General features: G+C 46.7%; 13 protein-coding genes. 5 read left to right on the top strand and 8 right to left on the bottom strand.

Annotated features, from left to right (window positions below):
* Positions 1 to 160: 160 nt before the first annotated feature.
* Positions 161 to 430: a very short patch repair endonuclease gene (locus tag EMM73_RS07415; protein ID WP_261373348.1), complete on the bottom strand. Its 270-nt coding sequence runs from the start codon at positions 428 to 430 to the stop codon at positions 161 to 163.
* Between the two features lie 287 nt (positions 431 to 717).
* On the opposite strand from EMM73_RS07415, the gene EMM73_RS07410 reads away from it, so the two are divergent.
* A complete protein-coding gene (locus EMM73_RS07410; RefSeq protein ID WP_127685815.1) occupies positions 718 to 2,838 on the top strand; it encodes a TonB-dependent siderophore receptor in 2,121 nt (706 codons plus the stop codon).
* 60 nt (positions 2,839 to 2,898) lie between these two features.
* Here EMM73_RS07410 and EMM73_RS07405 read toward each other — a convergent pair whose 3' ends face one another.
* The 5 genes from EMM73_RS07405 to EMM73_RS07385 all read right to left on the bottom strand — a co-directional run bounded on the left by EMM73_RS07405 (position 2,899) and on the right by EMM73_RS07385 (position 9,989).
* Entirely contained in the window at positions 2,899 to 3,687 is a 789-nt protein-coding gene (locus tag EMM73_RS07405) for an HNH endonuclease (RefSeq protein WP_127685814.1), read from the bottom strand.
* 111 nt (positions 3,688 to 3,798) lie between these two features.
* Positions 3,799 to 4,314, bottom strand: coding sequence for a DUF1569 domain-containing protein (locus EMM73_RS07400; RefSeq protein WP_127685813.1), 516 nt, complete (start codon positions 4,312 to 4,314; stop codon positions 3,799 to 3,801).
* Positions 4,315 to 4,337: 23 nt separating this feature from the next.
* Complete coding sequence (locus EMM73_RS07395) at positions 4,338 to 8,432, bottom strand: DEAD/DEAH box helicase (RefSeq protein WP_127685812.1); 4,095 nt, start codon at positions 8,430 to 8,432, stop codon at positions 4,338 to 4,340.
* Positions 8,433 to 8,546: 114 nt separating this feature from the next.
* Positions 8,547 to 9,080 (bottom strand): DUF6942 family protein, encoded by a 534-nt coding sequence (locus EMM73_RS07390; RefSeq protein ID WP_127685811.1) that lies wholly within the window; start codon positions 9,078 to 9,080, stop codon positions 8,547 to 8,549.
* A gap of 51 nt (positions 9,081 to 9,131) precedes the next feature.
* Positions 9,132 to 9,989 carry an AraC family transcriptional regulator gene (locus EMM73_RS07385; RefSeq protein ID WP_127685810.1) on the bottom strand — a complete coding sequence of 286 codons (858 nt, stop codon included), beginning with the start codon at positions 9,987 to 9,989 and terminating at the stop codon, positions 9,132 to 9,134.
* Between the two features lie 46 nt (positions 9,990 to 10,035).
* On the opposite strand from EMM73_RS07385, the gene EMM73_RS07380 reads away from it, so the two are divergent.
* A complete protein-coding gene (locus tag EMM73_RS07380) occupies positions 10,036 to 10,410 on the top strand; it encodes a DUF3224 domain-containing protein (protein ID WP_127685809.1) in 375 nt (124 codons plus the stop codon).
* A 285-nt stretch (positions 10,411 to 10,695) separates the two neighbouring features.
* Entirely contained in the window at positions 10,696 to 12,444 is a 1,749-nt protein-coding gene (locus EMM73_RS20460; RefSeq protein WP_127685808.1) for a PAS domain S-box protein, read from the top strand.
* Positions 12,445 to 12,484: 40 nt separating this feature from the next.
* Here the strand turns inward: EMM73_RS20460 and EMM73_RS20020 are convergent, their stop codons facing one another.
* Positions 12,485 to 12,646 (bottom strand): hypothetical protein, encoded by a 162-nt coding sequence (locus EMM73_RS20020; protein WP_186435157.1) that lies wholly within the window; start codon positions 12,644 to 12,646, stop codon positions 12,485 to 12,487.
* Between the two features lie 85 nt (positions 12,647 to 12,731).
* Entirely contained in the window at positions 12,732 to 14,633 is a 1,902-nt protein-coding gene (locus EMM73_RS07370) for a patatin-like phospholipase domain-containing protein (RefSeq protein ID WP_127685807.1), read from the bottom strand.
* A 283-nt stretch (positions 14,634 to 14,916) separates the two neighbouring features.
* Here EMM73_RS07370 and EMM73_RS07365 point away from each other — a divergent pair, with 283 nt between their 5' ends.
* Positions 14,917 to 17,670 (top strand): hypothetical protein, encoded by a 2,754-nt coding sequence (locus EMM73_RS07365; RefSeq protein WP_127685806.1) that lies wholly within the window; start codon positions 14,917 to 14,919, stop codon positions 17,668 to 17,670.
* A 260-nt stretch (positions 17,671 to 17,930) separates the two neighbouring features.
* Positions 17,931 to 18,179: a YdcH family protein gene (locus tag EMM73_RS07360; protein WP_127685805.1), complete on the top strand. Its 249-nt coding sequence runs from the start codon at positions 17,931 to 17,933 to the stop codon at positions 18,177 to 18,179.
* Positions 18,180 to 18,216 lie beyond the last annotated feature (37 nt).

Below are 18,216 nucleotides of genomic sequence, written 5' to 3'. Positions count from 1 at the left end.
GCTTTACAACCAGCGCCGCAATTCTACTGATAAACCGCGCTCCATAACCTCACCTTACTTTCGTCGCCACACTTTTATGCGCATAAAAGTGTAGAAATCATAAAGTAACGGGCGAAATAGTATTAAAAATCAATCGACTGGCAGTTCCATAAAGCTGCCGTCACCACTCAGTAAGGGTTTTCGGCCAGTGAAACATAGCGCATTGGTGCTGATACCAGAAACAACCCTGGACAAAAATCACAGTCTTGTAACACGGAAACACCAGATCCGACTTACCTGGAAGACTGGTCACATGCAACCGATAGCGGAAACCAGCTTTGTGTAATACCCCACGCACAAGCATTTCAAGCACTGTATTAGGGCTTTTAATGGCAGCCATATTTCTGTTTCTGATGGATTTGGAGTGTAGATCGGTTACACACGCTGACACTCAGAGCGTCCTCTGAGGCTTCTTAGCGTTTTACTTTTTACAGATAACATTTACACCAATCTGTTTTGATTGCCGCTATTTTCTATCTTTTTGCAAAACCTACCTTGTTCAATCTAGCCGACTTGCTCCCTTGACGACCACAGCTTAAACAATTAAGATGCAAATGATAATAATTATCAATTATTGAGGATATTTAGTAGAATCAGTCTGAGTGTAATGACCATCAGCTGCGCTGCAACTGTATTCCCCACACTATTAACCTGAACCTTAATCTGAGATTTGATTGTATGGCCGACCACAGATTTTTCCGCTATTCTGCTGCAACTGTTGCAGTGCTTTGCGCCTTTACTCAGCCGTTACATGCGGCTGAACCAGCACCAGTTGCAGAGGACAAAACTGCACTGGAACATATAGCAGTGCAAATTCGGGCGCCTTTTCGTGGCGATGTTCCGTTAAAGCAGCAGCCTATTGCAGTGCAAACCTTATCAGATGAGGCTCTGGACAATGCCGGAGTAACCAGCTTTGTTGAAGCACTGGATTTATCCGCCAGCATAGCCCGACAAAACAGCTTCGGTGATTTATGGGATAGCTTCGCCATCCGCGGTTTAGTGGGCGACGAAAACATCCCTTCAGGTTATTTGATCAACGGCTTTAGTGCTGGACGCGGTTATAGCGGCACTAGAGACACCACCAACATTGAAAGTATCGAGATTATGAAAGGGCCAGGCTCAGCTTTGTTTGGTCGTTCAGAACCTGGCGGCACTATTAATATTGTCACCAAAAAACCACAGTTTGACCGCGAAGGCTACCTGCAACTATCAGCTGGTCGTTGGGATAAATACCGGGTTGAAGCAGATTACACAGACGCAGTGAGTGAGGATGTTGCGGTACGAGTGAACGGTGCTTATGAAGATAACAAAAGCTTCCGGGACGAAGTATGGAGCAAAAAAACCGTACTGACTCCGTCTTTGTTGTGGCTGGTTTCAGATACAACCAAACTGGGTTATGAACTGGAATATGTTGACCAAGACGTTATTTTTGACCGCGGTATTGTCGCTTTAAATGGCGATCCTGCAGCTTTACCCGTATCCAGATTTTTAGGCGAAGCCAAAGATGGCCCAACCAATGTTGAAGTGACAGCGCATCAGCTGACGCTGGAGCAAAACTTTGGCCAGTGGGACTTGCTCAGTGGCGTGTTTTACAAAGACTCTTCGTTTATCAGTACATCCAGCGACGCAGAGTTGGCGCCGGCCCGTCAGCTGTTTTTAAAGGATGGCCAAACCTTAAGCCGCCAGCATAACCAGCGTGATTTCCAAACCACGGATTTAACAGTCCGCTCTGAATTAAGTGGCACCTTCACTACTGGCGATGTGGTACATCACCTGCTGATAGGTGCAGATGGTTATAGCTTTGTGCTAAATAAAGACTGGACTCGTTTCCGCCCTGCAGCAGGCCAAACAGCCTATAGCATTAATGTATTTAACCCTGTGTATGGCCAAACGGCGCCAGCCGGAACTCGTATTTTTGACCAAAAAGAAACGCAGGACTCCTACGGTTTATTTGTGCAGGATCAGATAGATTTAACCGCAAAATGGAAAGCACAGGTAGGCGGCCGTTTTGATAGTTTTGACCAAAAGATTGAGAACTACCTGACCGGCACTTCATCCAGCCAGCATCAAACTGTCTTTAACCCAAGAGCAGGCCTGGTGTATCAATGGTCGGAGTCTGCCTCCTTATACAGCAGCTACTCTCAAGGCTTCAGACCCAATACCGGAGCTGATGCCAATAACAACGCCTTCGAACCGGAAAAAACCAAATCCTGGGAACTGGGCACAAAATTTAGCCTGAATTCAGTCCAGGGCAGTCTGGCACTGTTCAGAGCTGAAAAAAATAATATGTTAACAACAGACCCTATTCAGGGTATTTCTGCGGCACTGGGCGAAGTGGAAAGCAAAGGTATTGAAGTGGATCTGTCTGGCCAAATCACCGATTCTGCCAGCTACGCATTGTCCTATGCCTACACAGACGCCTCGACGGCAAAAGACATGATCAACCTGGATTGGGGTGTAGAGCTCCCCAAGGGCAGCCAGCTGTTAAATATTCCAAAACACAGTGCCAACGCCACAGTGAAGCAGCAGCTGGAACTGTTCAGTTACCCCACCAATCTGGGTGCCACTGTGCACTATGTCGATGATCGTCTTGGTGAAACCATAGACCCAGACTACATACTGCCTGCTTACACTCTGGTAAACCTGTTTGCAGAATTTGAGTTAAACGACAAACTCAGCGCTCAGCTGAACATAGATAACTTGTTGGATAAAACCCACTACGTCAGCTCGTACTCGGCGATCTGGACCATGCCGGGTGCACCACGGAGTTACAGCGCCAGCCTGCGTTATAGCTTCTGACTTTAAAGCAGCCTGCCGCCAACAGCGGCAGGCTTAGTATTTCAGGCTTACTCAACTGAATTAGCTATTAACCTTAAACCCTTTCTCAAAAATTGTTTCTCTATGCATCGCCAAAAACTCGGCCTGTGGACTAGATTTGTCTGGTAAAAAAATACTTTTGCCATGAAAACTTTTTATTGATGAATCAAAGAAGTAGTCATTGCTGTGATTTATTTTACTCGACACCACAACACGATAACTTTCATCAATAGTCAGTAGTCCCAAATCAAAAGCTTTATCATGCAAAGCCGACAAAGCTAAACCATTGGTTGGATTTAAACGATTCTGAGGATCTTCACTCCAAGGCACGATATGACTAGCTATCAGTAATTTAGGCACAGCTAAGCCACTGATACAGCACCGATTATTGTACGCGCTTAATACCGCGGATCTAAAATACGACTGGCCGATACGAACCTGAGTTATCACCTCTTTTGTCATACCTTGATAACTAACCAGCGGCTCTTCTCGCACATCTGGTACCGTCTTTTGTAACGGTTCTCCCAATGCGGACACCGCCGCATTCATCTGCTCAGAAAAAGCTAACCAGTCCGCTTTCATTTCTAACCACATAGTACGATCTGCGGTGGAAGCACCTGTTAAACCTGAACGGCCAGAAGCAGTAATCACTGGGTCTAAACTAGCTAGATTAGACAACTTCATCGCCAGCGCCGAAGGAGTACGCCCAATCAAATTAGCAAAGTAAATAACTGTTGAATTGCGCTGGTCAAACTGGCCAAAACGCAACCTAAAATACAGGTCAAAAGCAACTAACAGCTGGTGCCGATCCCAGAGTTTTGACTTTACCAAGCTACAGGTCCTTTGTTTGGATGTCCCAATGAAAGTTACTTTGCCAGGTTCAGTTCAGTTTTCATAACAAATCTTAAAGCTATCTTTCACACAACCCATATGACTTTGCAGTTACCCCACCCCAATCTGCGTTAAATGCTGTTCTATATGCAGTTGATGTGCGGCCATAAAGTCATTTTGGCTAAGGCTGCCATATGCAAAGTGGGGCTGAAGCAAAGTGCTTTGCTGGAATAACTGCAGGGCGCTAATCAGCTGATCTAACGCGGTTTCTACTGGCAGATTAGCGTCCAGTTCTGGCATGCCGGGAATAGCTTCATCCAGCGGGTGCTGCATAGCGCCTGCGGTTTTAAACACTTTCAGCGCCAATGGCCCTAGGGTATGAGTAAACCAGGCCGCTTTATGTTCAGGGTAACCTGTCACCGAGCCCATCACACTCTGCGCCAGATGCTGAAATACCATAGTCGGGCTCCAGCTACCGCTGCTGTGCAGTTGTTGGCCTTTCAAGCCTTCCAGCTTTGCCAGTAAAATATCAGCTTCTGGTATGAAACGGCGACTGGCCAGTTCAATGCCAGCCACGGCAAGCACAGGCACTGCGGCCAGGCTATATAAAAAATGTCTTCTGTTCATAGGTGTATCCAGCTATTAAGGCATTAATCCAGTTCTTTCAACAACTTCAGCAGCGCCGCTGTATCCAGTCGTGCCGCCACATCACCGCCTTCCAGCAAACTATCGGCCAAAGCACGTTTTTGGCCATGTAAAGCAATGATTTTCTCTTCAATGGTGTTTTGTGTCACTAATCTATAGATGGTCACAGGTCGGGTTTGCCCCATACGGTGCGCACGGTCTGAGGCCTGATCTTCCACCGCCGGGTTCCACCAGGGATCTAAATGGATCACGTAGTCCGCTGCGGTCAGGTTTAAGCCCGTACCACCAGCTTTCAGGCTGATTAAAAATACCTCGCCTTCGCCAGCCTGAAAGGCATCTACCCGCTTTTTACGTTCCTGCGCCGGAGTGCTGCCATCCAGATACTGGTAACTGATCTGTTTTTGTTCAAGCACGGTGCGCACTATCGCCAGATGATCAACAAACTGGCTGAACACCAGCACTTTATGTTTGTTGTCTAACAGCTCTTCCACAGTGTCGGTGAATACGGTCAGCTTGCTGCCTGTCATGCCGCTATTGGGTGCAACCAGCTGCGGATGGCAACAAAAACGCCGCAGTTTGGTGATTTCTGCCAACACCTGCATGGCGTTGCCTTTATCAGCCGCCAACTGCTCTACATTTTCAATAGCTTGCTGGCGCAGCGCTTCGTAATAGTGCCTTTCGTCATCGCTTAGCTCTACTTGCAAAGTAATTTCAGTACGGGACGGTAGTTCGCTCAGCACCTGAGTTTTAGTGCGGCGTAAAATAAAAGGCTGGATCAGTTTTTTCAGATGCTGCCGCGCCGCTTTGTCGCCATTTTCTATAGGGCTGCTAAAACGCTGATGAAACTGCTCTTTCGAGCCCAGCAAGCCTGGGTTGATAAAACGGAATAAATTCCATAATTCACCTAAGTGGTTCTCCACCGGAGTACCTGTCGCTATCATGCGAAAATCAGCCTGCAACGCCATAGCAGCCTGACTGCGTTTGGTTTGTTCGTTTTTTATCGCTTGGGCTTCATCCAGCACCAGCGTATGCCAATGCTGCGCCTGAAACAGCTCAGAGTCCGACTGCAGCATGCCATAACTGGCGATCACCAGATCAAAAGCCCCGAGGTTTTCCAAAGAACGGCTTTGCTGATACAGCCGCACATTCAGCGTAGGGGCAAAACGTAATACCTCAGCCTGCCAGTTCATCGCCACAGAAACCGGAGCCACCACTAAAGCCGGGCCTTGTGGCGCACGCTGTAACAACAGCGCCAGAGTTTGCACTGTTTTCCCCAGGCCCATATCGTCTGCCAGACAAGCGCCAACACCCCACTGAGCTAAACGCGCCAGCCATTGATAGCCCTGTAGCTGATAATCCCGTAATTCAGTTTGCAAGGTAGAAGGTAAGGCAGGCTCAAAATCGGCCAAAGCTTCAAACTTTTGCAGTTGATCTTTCCAGGCTTTGTCGGTTTTCAGGTTGCCTACTTCAGCTGTCAATTCACTTAAAGCCGGTAAGGTCAGGTGATTAAAACGTAAACCTGTTTTGCTTTGTTCACCTAAAGCGCCAAGTTCAGCCAGACTTTTACGCAAACTTTCGGTTAAAGCCAGATAGTCGGTGTCGGACAACTTTAAAAAACGGCCTGATGTGCTCGCCACCATCTGCAGCAGTTCCTTCAGCGCTATGACTTTATTGTCATCCAGCTGAATTTCACCATCGGCAATAAACCAGTCGCCTTGTTTTTTAATACTTAAACTGAATTCTTTATGGGTTCTGCTGGCTTTCACACGGAATTTTTCGCCTTCGGGCCAGACCATTTGCAGTTGTGTTTCAGGCAAAGCTTTTAACTGTGTCAGTAATTCGAGGCTATGTTCTGGTTCAGCAAATAACCACTGTTCACCGTCCTGCTCCGCCGCTTCAATCGTAGGGCAAGCCTGCAATAACTTTTTATGACTGGCTTTTTCCTGTTTTAAGTTACGGCAAGCTTGCACTGCTTTGCCATCTTGTTCGCCGACTAATGTGGCACTGCCTTTGCCAGGCGTAAACCAACTGCCATCAGCAAGCGGCCGCACTGAAATTTGCAGCCGTAAGCCCTGACTGTAAGGCAATAAATGCGCATATAAACAGCTATCGGCTGGTACTTCAGGCAAAGCTGCTGAGAGTTCGGGTAAATCTGAGTGCACAGTCAGCACAGGGGCTATGGCCGAAATAGCTTCTACCAGTTGGGCCTTTGCAGCCACTGGTACTTTTAAACCATTCGCTACTATAGCCGCCACTTGTTTCACTGCTGGCGTCAGACTATAGACGGTAATTTTAGTCGGGGTTTCTTTGCGCCAGACCACGGATTGATCGGAGCGGATTTTAGGGTCCAGTTGCAGGCTGATTTGCCCGGCTTTTTCTTTTAATTGCAGCACTACGTCGCCTTTGGCAACTTCAAGTTTGCTATCCGGAGCATCAGCCCAACACAAAGCAGGATGACCAATTAACGCCACTAAAGCTAATGCCATATCCAGTTCGTAACTGCTGCCACCGTAATATTGCTCATAGCGCCGGATACAAGCAGCAACTTGTTTATCCTGAGGAGTCAAAGCAGGTACCGTTTCCTGCTCCCGCATCAGGCGTTTTAAGGCGATAGGTTTACCTTTACTCCAACGACCTGCTGCACTGAGTTTTTGCTCTTTAGGTTCAATTTTTAAACTTTGTCCTGTTTCAGTAAAACACCAGGCAATACGCTCTTCTTTGCCTTTAGTCACAGTCACTGCACCAGGGTTCAGCTGCATTAAGGCTTTTAAAGCCACCACCCAGCTTTCTTCCCGCTTTATCGCGTCCAGCAGCGGTGTCAACTTGTGCTTCTGATGCCAGCCGGGTAACAAAGGTTCTGCATCAAACTGCTTCGTCAGTAACTGATCCAGCTCAGCCACCACCCAAAGGTAGCCATAGTCGTGCATCTGCTGGCGCATTTGAATTAAATGCTGCTGCAATAGGTCGGTAGCAGGTGCATCCTGCCAATACAGGCCATAGCCAGTAAATAACATATCTATATCAAATTGCAGCAAATGATAAGGTGCTGCTTCTGCTGGCAACAGCGGAGTACCAGTGGCCAGATGTTCAACCAGAGGCGACAACACCGGGTAACTTAAGTCATAACCATCCTGCACTCCAAGGGCAAGATGCTCACGGGCTAATTTGATGCTTGCCGCAGAGTTTTTCCCCAGTAACAGCAGCAAATAGATCAAACCGGAAAAGCCGTGCATAAAAACTTTTCGTTTGCCGGTTTGTTTTTTTATATTTTTCAGATGCTGTTCCGCCATCAGCATGGCCGCATCAAAGTTACCTTCCATCGCCGCCATGGCAAAACGGGCTGGCAGACATAAATCCGGGTGCATATTCAGCAACAGCATCACCCTGACAAAGTCGCCCCGCAACAAAGCCTGAATCGCCAAATGCGGAGCTATTAAAGCAAGTGGAGCACCGGAATCCTGTAAGTTACAACAGTAGTGATACAAAGCAGCACAATCGCTCAACAACAAGCTACTTAACGCCAACTCGTCGTGCAACAACATTTCTTGCACTATGGGGTCAATGCGGGCAAAAAATTCAGCGCCAATTGGGTGCTGAAAAAACAAGGCGACGACAGTATCACAGTCTTCATTTTCACCACTGAGGAATTGTTCCTGCCACTGCAACAGGTCTTGCTGGTTAGCCATCAGGGCCGCAAAAAAGATTTCTCTGCGACAAAAATTATCCGTATAAAAACCCCAACTGTGGTATTCACCCAATGTCGTCAAATACTGCCTGGTACTCTGAATAAACAGCTGCAACTGTTGTTGCTGGTCCAGCTTTTGGATAATCAGCCATCGCAACTCAGGCATTTTTAAGTCGTTTAGCGCATAACCCCGGCCTTCAGGATGCATGATCAAATCCCTGTGCAGCAGTTGGTTCAGCAGCATTTTTATTTTAGGCTGCGAAAAAGCCATGCCGTCCTGATCTTTAACGCCAGCTAACACCAGAATTTGTAATAACTGGGTTTGGCTAATGTCGCTGTCCCATAAGGCAGTAACAGCCAATACAGCCAATTCGGCAGGGACTAAATCAGTGGGCAAAGAAACAGCTGAGCTCATACAACAGTCCTGAGAATAAAGAGAGTTTTTGACAAAAAGTGATGCGCCATCATAACGTGGCAACGGGGCTGTTACCCAGAAAAAATTCAGCGCTTTTTGGCAACAACTAGCGGGTTAGCTTCGCAATGAACGCAACAATGTGGCCGAAAACTCAATCTTTTCATTACTCAGCTGGCGGTAATCAAAATAAGGCGTCACCAGTACTTTGCTGCTGGGGTCTATCGCAAACTCTTCATTCAGCCAATGCAGCTGGCAAGCTAAACCTTGCTGGATCAGCTGTTTGGCATGGGTGCGGCCAGCAATTAAATGAAGAGTATTGTCGGCAAGCTTGAGCAGCGGCATATCAAATAACAGCGCTGTGTCTGAAGCTTGTTGCAGCAAAAACTGGTCACGATACTGCTGCCAACTGGCGGCCTGAGTCGGGAAGTTAAATAACTTTGGGTCCAAAGCGCATAGCAGTTTGGCGTAAACATTAAACAGCTTGCGCCAGCCATTGCCGCAGTGCTGATATATCAGATCGATATCACCCGCTTGCACCGCTTCGCAGTCAAACAACTGCTGGTATTGTGGCATTTTGGGTCTGTTTTCTACATAGACCCTAAAGCTGGCGTTTTGATCCCCTAGTCCTATCACGTTTTGGTGTCTCATCCGGTAAAAACTGCCGTTATGGTAAAGGATTTTATCTGTTTTGCCTGCAGCTCAGGGAGCTAACTTATAGGCGGCTGGAGTCACCCCCAAAAACTGTTTAAAATCGCGAATTAAATGCGACTGATCGGTATAACCCAAAGCTTCGACCAGATCGGCAATCTCCACTGATTGTTGCTCCAATAGCAGCAAGCAGTGGTGCAACCGATATTTTCGGATCAGCCACTTCGGGGTGATGCCTAAATACTGGCGGAAACAACGCTGAATGGCCTGCACCGAAAGATTGCTGCGTTCAGACAGCAACTCAACTTTGGTGATGTCTGAGTGCTGTTTGATAAGATGAACCAGTTGCCGCACTCTGGCAGCTTGTACAGAGGGCGCAATAGCAAAGGGTTTAAAGCAGCATTGCAGTATGGCGACCCGTTGCTGATCTGAGTTTGCCATCGACAACTCAGACAATAGCTGACGACTATCTATAGCGAACAGCTGCTGCACATCCAACTGCTGATCGATAAAGTCGGCAGGTTTGAAGTTTAACAGTTCAGTCAATGCGCCCAACGCAAACTTAACGCCAATAATCTGGCCTTTGCCTTGCATCTCATAGCTATAACTTTTGCTGACAGGCCCAAGCAGAGAGGCAGTGCCATTGCTAATCACCAAATGGAAATTCGGGTCTGGTAAGTTTTGTTGAATGTGAGTGGCTTTACCGCGTAAGTCCCAATCCACCAGCCAAAATTGCTCAATCAATTCGGCCAGTGCGGCATCAGGCAGATAATGCCTTAGCTGATAGAGTTCAGCGCTTTGGCGTTGGTGCAGCACCCCAGTGATTGGATTGTGATTGCTTTGCAAAACCCTACCCCACAGCAAAGCGTCGGAATGACGTGTTTTTACAATACCCAGCTTCAATCGCATGATACTGTGAAATCAGCATCATTAAACAAGAAAGGCAAAACAACTCATGCAATTGAAAGGCAGATTTCAAATAACCAACTGGCAAGAGTCGGTCATCACATCCTTTGAGCAAGGAGCAAAACTCAGCAAAGCGCTGGTAAGCCAAAGCTACAGTGGGAATATCACTGGCAGCAGCGAAGTGCAGTACCAGTTGAACTATGAAACAACAGGGAACGCCTGCTTTAACGGCTTTGAATTTATTAGCGGCAAGCTTGGCGATGCACCTTGTCAACTGACGCTGAAACACGATGGCACTTTTGAAAAGGGCGTCGCAAAAAGCCAGTTTGTGATTATCAGTAGTGCTACCCATCCCGAATTGCTGGGCGTTACAGGGCTTTTTACCTCGGGCGAAGCCGGACAAGCGAGTTATCTGATGGGCTAAATGGGCTGTATTGCCCGCTTTCTTTTTGTCTAAACTCCCCACTCACAGGTCCCGCCCAGGACAAATAACCATAGATACTTTGTCACAGCCTCTTCAGGCTTACAAACTCACAAATACAGGAGTCCTAGGAATTCAGGTATTTTGCAGTGTTTTCGCCGCAGCAGCTGTTTTTTTTTCGATCACCGCCAGGCAAAAAATTTAATTGTTCATTTTCAAAGCTTTCTGGTGGAAATTCGTTCTTCAGGCGACTAGATTCAAATCAACTTTTGTTAACCGGAGTTGCCCATGTTTGGCTTTTTTGCAGAAAGCGCTGAGAAACAAGCACTTGAACAATCAATTATTGCCATTGTCAGTATTGATGAAAAAAACTTAGTGACCTTTTTTAATAAGGCTGCTGAAAAGCTCTGGGGCTATAAGCGTGATGAGGTGATAGGGCAAAACGTCTCGCTGCTGGTTCCCAGTGAGATAAGAAGCAGCCACGACGGCTATGTGAACAGACACAGAACTGAAGGCACCAACCGTATTGTCGGTACCTCCCGGGAAGTACAGCTACAACGCAAAGATGGTGTACGTATTTGGGCTTTACTGTCGCTATCACAAATTGAAATTCGTGGAAAAAAACACTACACAGCCTTCGTTCAGGATGTAACCAAAGAGCGTGATGCCCGCGAGATGATAGAACAAACCTTATCTCAGGCTCTGGACGCAGTGGTCGTTATCAACGAACGCAATGAGGTGACTTTTTACAACAAAGCCGCAGAAAAACTGTGGGGGTATCACCCAAATGAGGTGATAGGCCAAAACGTGAAAATGTTAGTGCCCAAAGCTATTCAACCCGAGCACGATAGTTATGTGAATAAAAACCGCACTACAGGCCAGGATAAAATAGTAGGCACCAGCCGGGAAATTAAAATAGAGCGTAAAGATGGTGCTGTGCTATGGGGCCAATTGTCACTGAGTAAAGTAAAACTGGGCGGTGTGACCGTTTACACAGCTTTTGTCAAAGATGTCACTCAGGAAGTGCTAAAACGCGAAGAAATGGCCATGCTGTCACTGGTTGCTAATAAAACAGATAACTCTGTCGTTATTACAGATGCACAAGGCCTGACCCGTTATGTGAATAACGGTTTTGAGCGACTTACAGGCTACGATATGGCCTTTATGCGAGGTAAAAAACCTGGTTCAGTCTTACAGGGTAAAGACACAGACCCAGATACAGTGCAACGGATCAGAGAATATATTCGGGATAAACGCTCCTTTTACGACGAAATTCTAAACTACAGCAAAGACGGCACTCCCTACTGGATATCTTTGTCCATTACCCCTATTTTTTCGGCTACTGGTCAGCTGGAGTATTTTATTTCGGTGCAGGCGAACGTAACCGAAGTAAAACAAATGGCGCTGGACTTTACACAAAAACTTAATGCTATCAGTGGCGCTCTGGTGATCCTGGAGTTTTCACCCGAAGGTCAGCTGATAAAAATTAACGAGATGATGCAACAAAGACTGGATCCAGCTCAAAGTCTGCCATCGCTGGGAGCTGAGATCTGGAATTCGCTAAGTAGTGAAGAAAAACAGGAGCTTCAAACTCAAGGTTATATAGGGCGCACCTTCATTTTCAAAGGCAAAGACAACAAACAACTGGCGTTGGATAGCAGATTTTGTGTGCTAAAAAACTTCAGAGGTGAGATTACTCAATACGTGATGTTTGGTGTTGATATCACTGAACGTAAAATAGCGCTGAATGAAACTCAAACTGCGATGCAAGCCGTATTGCAAGCCAGCCAGACCATCAGTCAAATTATCACCACAATTAATGGCATCTCAGAGCAAACCAGCCTGCTCGCACTTAATGCCGCCATAGAAGCTGCGCGAGCCGGTGAGATGGGCAGAGGTTTTGCCGTTGTCGCAGACGAAGTGCGCTCACTGGCCTCCAGATCCCGAAGCTCTAGTAATGAAATTGACGAGCTGGTGAAAGAAACTGTTAGTAAAATCGAGGAACTCGCGACACTTTTAGCAAGAATTGAGAATTAAGCCTCAGATTAAGCAGGCTCTTTCAATACAAAGAGCCTGCTTAGTCCGCAAATTGCTGACGCATAGGAGCACTCATCAGCGCATCCCATAACAAATTCAGATTCAGCCTGATGCTGTTCGCTTGATCTTCAGCAAAAATGGCGGAATTCATAGTAGCGGTTTGAATCACTTCTAAAGGGCTTAAACCTGCCTGCAGATACAACGCCAGCTCGTCGGGTAAACCCGAGTCTGCAAAGACAAAAGAGTCTGGGGTATCGGTGCCAGCAAGAATTTTTACACCAGCTTGCTCAAGAAGATCGCCACTGTGTTCTCTCTTTCAGATCTGTCTCCAGTATCTTATACAGAGCTGTTTTTAACTTTTTCTTACCCCATAGTTTCCAGATGAGTGTTGCGGCCAGTTTCATAAAAAATTTAGGTTCTGACTCCTTTATTAAAGCGGGCACCAGCAAATCAGCCCGTTTTGCCGCAGCATCAACCAGCGCATTGAGTTCAGTCGCTCCAACTAAGGGCCAGTCCGGCTGCCTGGGTTCGGGAAAGTCACTAAAGATGGGGATAATCTGCAGTTCTTTTTCGGTTGAATCAGTGTAAAACCCCTCTCTGCTGATTTCAGCGTACCCCTGACGAACCACCTCATAATCTGCAGGTAAACTAAAGTGATGTTTTAAAAAGTGATAGCAATTCAGCCGCCCCAACTGATAATCATGAGCGCGAAAAGCTTCTGCTAAAAAGCCACCAAAACCGCCGACTAAACCTGACGCCAAAGCATGCTCTTCAGCTTGTCCAGCGGCATTTTTCCGCGAAGGAGAAATCAGATAACGGCTATACACCTGCTCGTCATAAGCGGCCACCAGTTCATCAAATTTACATCTGGATTGATTCAGAAAAGCAGGGATTAACGCCTTTATAACCTTCAGCAGCAAAGCATCTGCAAAAGGCTCAGTGGACGCACCATCAGCCGTCTCTTTCGCTTCTTGTGCATGCTGCGGCGGGAAAGGGTCAATCATCACGACAGCCCTGGCGACTAAAGCGGCAAACTTTTCATCTCTTGGGTTTGGTTTTGGCGGATTTTTCATCAAACTAAAACGCGTTAATTCAAAAGGTTCGTTATTAAACATCCCACCGTCTACTGCGGTGTAAGGCAAAGTGACAGCAGCAACCGGATCGCTCATCAGAGTGGCGGTATTTTTTTCAGTAAAAAGTGTGGCTAGTTTTTCCGGACTAATCAGTTGCGATGGTAGGAGCGGCATTAAACGAAAGTTATACTTCGCCCTGTACGACTCTGGAAACTGCAAAGGCCACTGTCGGGCAACATAATGGCCTAAGGTATTGACGCTGACATAACGGGCAGCCAGGGCGGCAGGAAAGGAGCCGGATGCCAAAGCCGCACCGGCGAATTTGGCCCAGGGTCCGGTTTTGTAGTCCTGACTGGGATCAAGGATATCTTTGGCCGTTATTTTTTCAGTTTCTAACCATTGCAATTGCATTGGAATAGCAGGATCAGGATCAGCCCATACACTAGTCAGATTAGTAGAGCCAAGGTCTGTGACCACAAAGTGTGTGCGGTCGGCATGATTTGTCATGGCATAACCCGTTTTGAGTTGACCACCTGCTGTAAAAGGTACCGAATACCCCACACCACGCAAATTAGAGTGGGTAAAAAACAAATGCAGCGAGGAACTGAAATAAGCTTTACGCTCGGCAGTTTTTTGATAATTGGCAAAACACTGCTCAACAATATCAGCCAATGCAGCTGAATTCAGCACTGACACCAAAGGAGCTTTAGCCATTAAATCGTCAAGGCCTAACAACGCCTGCTGCGTTTCTGATAAAAATGCAGGCAAACGAACCCAGGCCTGATACAGCATGGGTAAGGTATAACTAACCTGCCCAACCTGCGGCACTTGTTTATGCTGTAACCCGGCTTTACGGTCTGCGGTTGCAGCTACCCCTACTGCACCCACTATGCTGCCAGCCGAAGCCCCCGATATCACTGAAATCACTACTTTGTGTTTGGGCACATTGGCTTGCCCTCGTTTTTGCTGCCACAACTCCAGAGCGGCGATCAGACAATCAAAAACTCCTGCCGTATAAGCGCCGGCAGAAATAGCTCCGGCCATAGTAAGTCCGAGCTGGAAAACGGCTTCAGTTTCTTGGGGCTGAATGGCGGGAACAGCAAGAGGATCTGACATGACTTTGCTCCTTGTCTACATTTTGACAACAATTAGTAAAGCAGGCTTTTCAAACAAAGCCACAAATTAACCTACTTTATTGTTCCGAACTTGACAAATTATCAAAACGTCACAGACTCAATTCAGCTTTCTTGCTGCCCTCAGCTGTCCGGGTAAAGTCCGTCCTGCGAAGCCAATGCTCAAACCATGGAGCAACACTCATAACTTAAATCCCATTCATAGCCAATAGAGCCTGCTGTAGAGAACTGGTGGGATTTTATCACCTGATAAAAGGAGACCTATGATGCAACATACTCTGCCCACTATGGATCAAAGTCAGGAATGGCTGTTTTTTGCCCTGACGCTGAATGATCTGATCCAAACGGAAAAACAGCAGCATTCCGACCCGTCTACATTGACTGCTTTAAGACGTTTGCTGTCTTATGCCGACAGCAATAATTGGCCAAAGCACTTAGAAGCCTACAAAAGCAGTTACCAGTTGCTCAGCAGAGAGTTAGTGACACAAAACGAAAGCAAACTACTGAATCTGCTGTTGGACTTTTCTAAACCACTGAAAGACTTTACTCCCGAATGGGAATACCAGACTGAACTGCTGGCCAAAGACAAAACTCTCACCACTAAAGCCGCCGCTGTCCCTTTGAGTTTTCACGGCAAAGTTAAAGTGCAGGCCGAACTTGATGTGTACAACAAAGCCGACGCCGCCACTGATCATCAGTTAGAGATCCGCCTCAGTCAGGCCTTGGTCAGACTGGGGCTGGACGGAGTGTTGAGCACAAGCTTTGGTACAGGCACAGTACCGCTTGCCAATGGCAGTTGGGGCCTCAGTGCAAAAAGTGAGCAAAAGGCCAGTTATGATCTTTTTTTTGTCGCACCGGATCACGAGGATCTAATTCAGGTTTTGCCCAAAGCGATTAGCACTTTACCCAAATGGGCCGATCTTGATGCCGCACTGCAACAATTAAGTGAACCTTACGCACCACAAAGGATATGCCTGACGCTGACGGGTAGCATTGAAGCAACAACTGAACTCAATATAGGTCAGCAGCTGATCCGCAATTTTACTAAAGCAGGTGCTGATGCACATACTCCCGGAGTTCAGCTCAAAGTAGCAGCCACGCTAAGCAGTAGTTTGTTATTGTCTGGGGCCTTTGAACTCATCCTGACCAAACTCAATGCAACAGAATTAGAAGTAAAATTAACCAGAACTAAAGCACATGAAAAGCAAGCAGGTTTAACTTTGGGTGGAAGCCTTAAAGTAACAGGTGCTGAACAGCTGGCCGAAAAATTACTGACCGAAACAACAGACCCAGAGCCATTGTTAGAGCAGCTAAAACAACTGGCAAACCCTTATGCGCTGTTGCAGGAAAAAGTAAAAACCAGGCTGAGTACAGCGCAGAATCTGGTCTTGGTTCAACTCAGCAGTGTGCTGTTTAATTTAGCTGAGACTGACGAAGTACAAGCCGAACTACAAAACTATCTGCAACAACAAATAGCAGATCTATTAAGTAAATATTTTGACCCATGGCAGGCGGATTCACCTCAACTGGTCGACAAGCTGGTGGCATCACTGACAGCTCAGCCCGAACTACAACAAAAACTCGCCACCTTGCTGACACCTGAACTCAAGCAACTGACTACTGAGATTCGGCACAACCTGCAACAACAACTCGAACAGTGGGCACAGCAGGTGATTGGACAACCGCAATTGTTCGAAAAACTGGATGCTGCAGGCCTGAAATTGCAGGATCTGGTGGTTCTACCCGCACCTTTGCCAGCAGTTTTAAAGCGCAGCCAAGACTGGTTAACTTTGTATGGTCAAAAACGCCAGGCTTTAGCAGAGGCTATCACCCAGGCGTCCGAACGCCAGTTGGGGTTAAGTTTTATGACCTCAATACAACAAGATAACCAGAGTCAGACCTTATGTAGTTTTGTTGTCAGTCAAAGCTCAGCCATAAGCCGGGCTTTATTTAAGTCCTGCCTGATAGGGCAGCTTAAGTCTGTACCAGAATTGCTGAAAGAGGCGCTAGCAGAAGGCAGCATCAATCAGGTTGAGTACCTATTTAAACAACAATTCAGCCAGGCTACAACTACAGGCTTAACCTTTGATTTATTTGGCTTTGAATTAAGCTGGAACAAAGTAGTCAGTTACGGTGCTGTATTTGCGGTCGATATGTATGGGCATGTAGTCGCAGCCAAAAGCACTGCTGATATCAGTGCCCGCTTTAAGTTTCTGGGCGAGCAACGAGAAGCCAGTTTAACCAGCATAGAACAACTGATAGATGCCCAATCTGCGCCTCGGGCTCAAGGCAGCCTGACCTTTAATTACAGCTATAGCGAAGAAAAACTTAAAGCTGATGATGCAACAGAGTTTTTTAACAGCCTGGTCGCTGCAGGTTTAGCCAACCAAGGGTTAAATTCAAGAGCCTTGGCATTGTTAGATTTAGGTTCAGTAAGACAACATAACAGCTGGCGCAATGTGGCGTTAAATTTGGCGTTGCAGATATCGACCGATCAACTGTTTAGTCTGGTGGAGCAAAACCCAAAACAACAATTTGAAACCGCCTGTGCCATTCAGTTTGAAGTCGCTGACCAGCTAGTGCCATGGTGGAAAAACGACAAGTGTTATGAAACCTTCTCAGACTGGACACAAAACACTGCCAAATTACGCAAACTGGCAGGTACTAATACTCAGCCTAAATTTCTGGCAAAACGACTGAAGGATGAGGAAGAATTAATCTGGGAGGTAGCACGTTGTGCTGATGGATGGGAAAAATATCTGCACCAACTGAAAATAATCAGACATAGTTTTCAGACTCCAGCAGGCTTGAGCTATCAACAGCTCCAGCACATCAGCAAGGAGATGAGCACAGCATTGTCACGCTGGGTAGTGACCAAAGATGCATTAAACAAAAACCGCATAAGCTGGCGCATGGCAGCTCTGGCCAGGTTACTTTGCCACAGCTGCCGGCTTGATCCTCTTCAGGTGACTGTTTTAGAAATAAAACAGGCTAGCCTGCAGCATAGTCTGCTGAAATAACTCAGACCGGGTACTGTGTTGCTGCAATGCCGCAGTACCCGCCAGTTGCGCTAAATCCTTCTGTCAGCCGAAGCTTGAAATACTGAGTTTTCTTTTGCCAATCTCATCAACTTTGTGTTGGATCAAAAAACTGTCAGAACAAAGGCGTAGCATGGGGTATAGCACAAAGAGCCACAATTTAATCACACATAATCAAGCTGTAGTACTTGTACTGGAAGAGGCTTTACTAGTGCTGCGCACACAACCAACGGGGAAAAACCATGCCAGATAAACACGATTTACATTCAGAGTTTCCGGAATACAAAGAACAGATCCATCAGTTAAAGCAACACAACAATCACTTTGCAGTGCTGTTCAGCCGTTACCATGAAATTGACCACGAAATACACCGTATTGAGCAAGGCTCAGAAGTTTGTAGCGACGATTATCTGGAGCAGCAAAAATTACAGCGTCTGCACTTAAAAGATGATTTATATCAGATGATCAAAGCAGCTGAAGCCACGGCCTGAACAGCTTGGGGTCACCCATTAGCCTCTCGGTGTCAAT

The organism is Rheinheimera sediminis (assembly GCF_004005375.1).
Lineage (GTDB): Bacteria > Pseudomonadota > Gammaproteobacteria > Enterobacterales > Alteromonadaceae > Pararheinheimera.
Note: the sequence above shows the minus strand (reverse complement) of the source record. Positions and strands in the feature narration are given on the sequence as shown.